Here is a 2,157-nt window from a genome sequence, read left to right on the forward strand (position 1 = left end):
GCGCGACCGCCCGGAAGGCGGCACCCCGGGCGGCCGCGCACCCCGCCCACCGGCGAATTGCGAGGCGGGATGGCATGGCGGACCCGGCCCGGCGAACCGCGGTACGTAGGCTTGCCGCGAGGTGTGCCTCGTCGGTGTCCCGGGCCACACCGCCCGGTCCCGCGCCGCACGCGACGGACCACCGGGCGCCCGACCCGAGGAGACCGCCCGCCCACCGCCGGCCCAGCGCCGCGACACGTCCCGACCGCACGGCCTGCCGAGGCCCGGCGCCCCGTCCGAGGAGGACCCCGATGACCGGCCCGCTACCCGAGAGCCACGAGCCCGCGCACGACCCCGAGGTGCTGCAGCTCGCTGCCAAGATCTTCCAGCTCGCACGGAACGGCGACACCGACACCGTCGCCGCCTACGTGGACTCCGGCGTCCCGCCGAACCTGAGCAACGACAAGGGCGACACCCTCGTCATGCTCGCCGCCTACCACGGCCACGCCGCGACGGTCCGGGCGCTGCTGGAGCGCGGCGCGGACCCCCGCCGGGGCAACGACCGGGGCCAGACCCCACTGGCCGGCGCCGTCTTCAAGGGCGAGGACGAGGTCGTGAAGCTGCTGCTGGCGGGCGGGGCCGACCCGGCTGCCGGGCAGCCGTCCGCCGTCGACACCGCCCGGATGTTCGGCAAGCACGACCTGCTGCGCCTCTTCGGCCCCGGTACGCAGGTACCTCGACCGGGCTGATCAGGCCGGGACGATGTTCTCCGCCTGCGGGCCCTTCTGGCCCTGCGTGACGTCGAAGGTGACCTTCTGGCCCTCGTGGAGCTCGCGGAAGCCCTGAGTGGCGATGTTGGAGTAGTGGGCGAAGACGTCGGCGCCGCCGCCGTCCTGCTGGATGAAGCCGTAGCCCTTTTCCGCGTTGAACCACTTCACGGTACCGGTGGCCATGTTGTTCTCCTTCTTGTTCGGGGCAATGCAAGATCCGCACTGCGCGAATCCCGGTCGCTGCAATGTCCCCACCCGGGCAGAGCCCGGGGAAAAACAAATGCGCCTGCGGCATTAACCGTCAGGCGCACACAAAAGTTTATGGGTACCACAACCGCAACGTCGACCACGTTAGCACGGCGACCCCCGGCCGGGGAGGGACAACACACGGGTTGTGCCGGTCGTCTCACCGGCTGTTCTCTGCGAGCGTACAAACAGGGGAGCGGGCCCCCGACGAACACCGGTCGCCGCCCCGAACGGCGCAGCGCCCGCGTGGACGCCGGGCGCCCGGCGGCGGCACGGCCCGCGGGGCGAGCTCAAGCCGAACGGCCGCCGCCGCCCGCGCGCCGGGCAGGTCGCACCGGACACGACGCCCCCGGACACACCGGGCCCGACGCAGCGGGTGGGGCGCCGGGACCGCACCCGTCGGGCCCGGCCGCGGTCGTCAGGGCTCGCGCGGCCCGTACAGCGCGTACGGCGCACCGGTCGCCAGCGCCCAGTACTGGTCGCCGTACGACCAGTGCCACCACGCGGTCGGGTAGTTGACCATCCCCGCCGCGCGCAGCACGTCGCCCATCAGCCGGCGGTTCTCCCGCGCCCGGGGCGTGATCGACAGCGCCGCGGTGCAGCAGGCGTCGTCGCTCTCCTCGGGGGTCGCGCCGACGGCGGTCCCCATGTCGAGGTCCTGGCCGTCGACACCGATCAGCGTGAGGTCCGCGGCGGCGCCGGAGGGGTGCGGGGCGACCGTCGGCGGCGCCACGTAGCGGCTGGTCGCCTCGTGCAGCTCCTCCTCCGAACGGTGCCGGCCCTCCGCGCGCAGCCGCTCGCGGTAGGTGTCGAAGGAGCGGCGCTGGAGTTCGGGGGGACGGTAGCCCTCGACGAGCGCCAGTCGCACACCGTCCGGCAGCCGGGAAGCCGCGTCGAGCAGCCGCTCCAGGACGCCGGCCCGCAGGTGCGCGAAACGGGGATCGGCAGCGGCCCTGCGGTCGTCCACCAGCAGCGCCGGACCGTCGGCGCGGGCGTCCACGAGCGGCTCGCCGCACTCGCGCAGCTCGATCGCGGCGACCCTGGGATCGGACATCAGGATGATCTCAGTCATCGGCCGATCATCACAGACGGCGCCGCGGCGGGCGAGGAACCCGTCGCCGTCAGCGGCGGGCGTGCGCGCCGCGGCGCCGGGCTCGCCCCC

Annotated in this window: 3 protein-coding genes; 1 reads left to right on the plus strand and 2 read right to left on the minus strand. The window is 74.2% G+C overall.

Annotation, left to right across the window (positions count from 1 at the left end; all coding sequences use genetic code 11):
- Positions 1–290 precede the first annotated feature (290 nt).
- Positions 291–728, plus strand: a complete 438-nt coding sequence (locus tag HCN56_RS25240) for an ankyrin repeat domain-containing protein (protein WP_167974925.1) — start codon at positions 291–293, stop codon at positions 726–728.
- On the opposite strand, the gene HCN56_RS25245 is transcribed toward HCN56_RS25240, so the two are convergent.
- Both HCN56_RS25245 and HCN56_RS25250 read right to left on the minus strand, forming a co-directional pair.
- Positions 729–932: a cold-shock protein gene (locus HCN56_RS25245; protein WP_167974927.1), complete on the minus strand. Its 204-nt coding sequence runs from the start codon at positions 930–932 to the stop codon at positions 729–731.
- A 481-nt stretch (positions 933–1,413) separates the two neighbouring features.
- Positions 1,414–2,067 (minus strand): M15 family metallopeptidase, encoded by a 654-nt coding sequence (locus tag HCN56_RS25250; protein ID WP_167974929.1) that lies wholly within the window; start codon positions 2,065–2,067, stop codon positions 1,414–1,416.
- Positions 2,068–2,157 lie beyond the last annotated feature (90 nt).

This window comes from Streptomyces lonarensis (assembly GCF_012033735.1).
GTDB classification, from domain to species: domain Bacteria; phylum Actinomycetota; class Actinomycetes; order Streptomycetales; family Streptomycetaceae; genus Streptomyces; species Streptomyces lonarensis.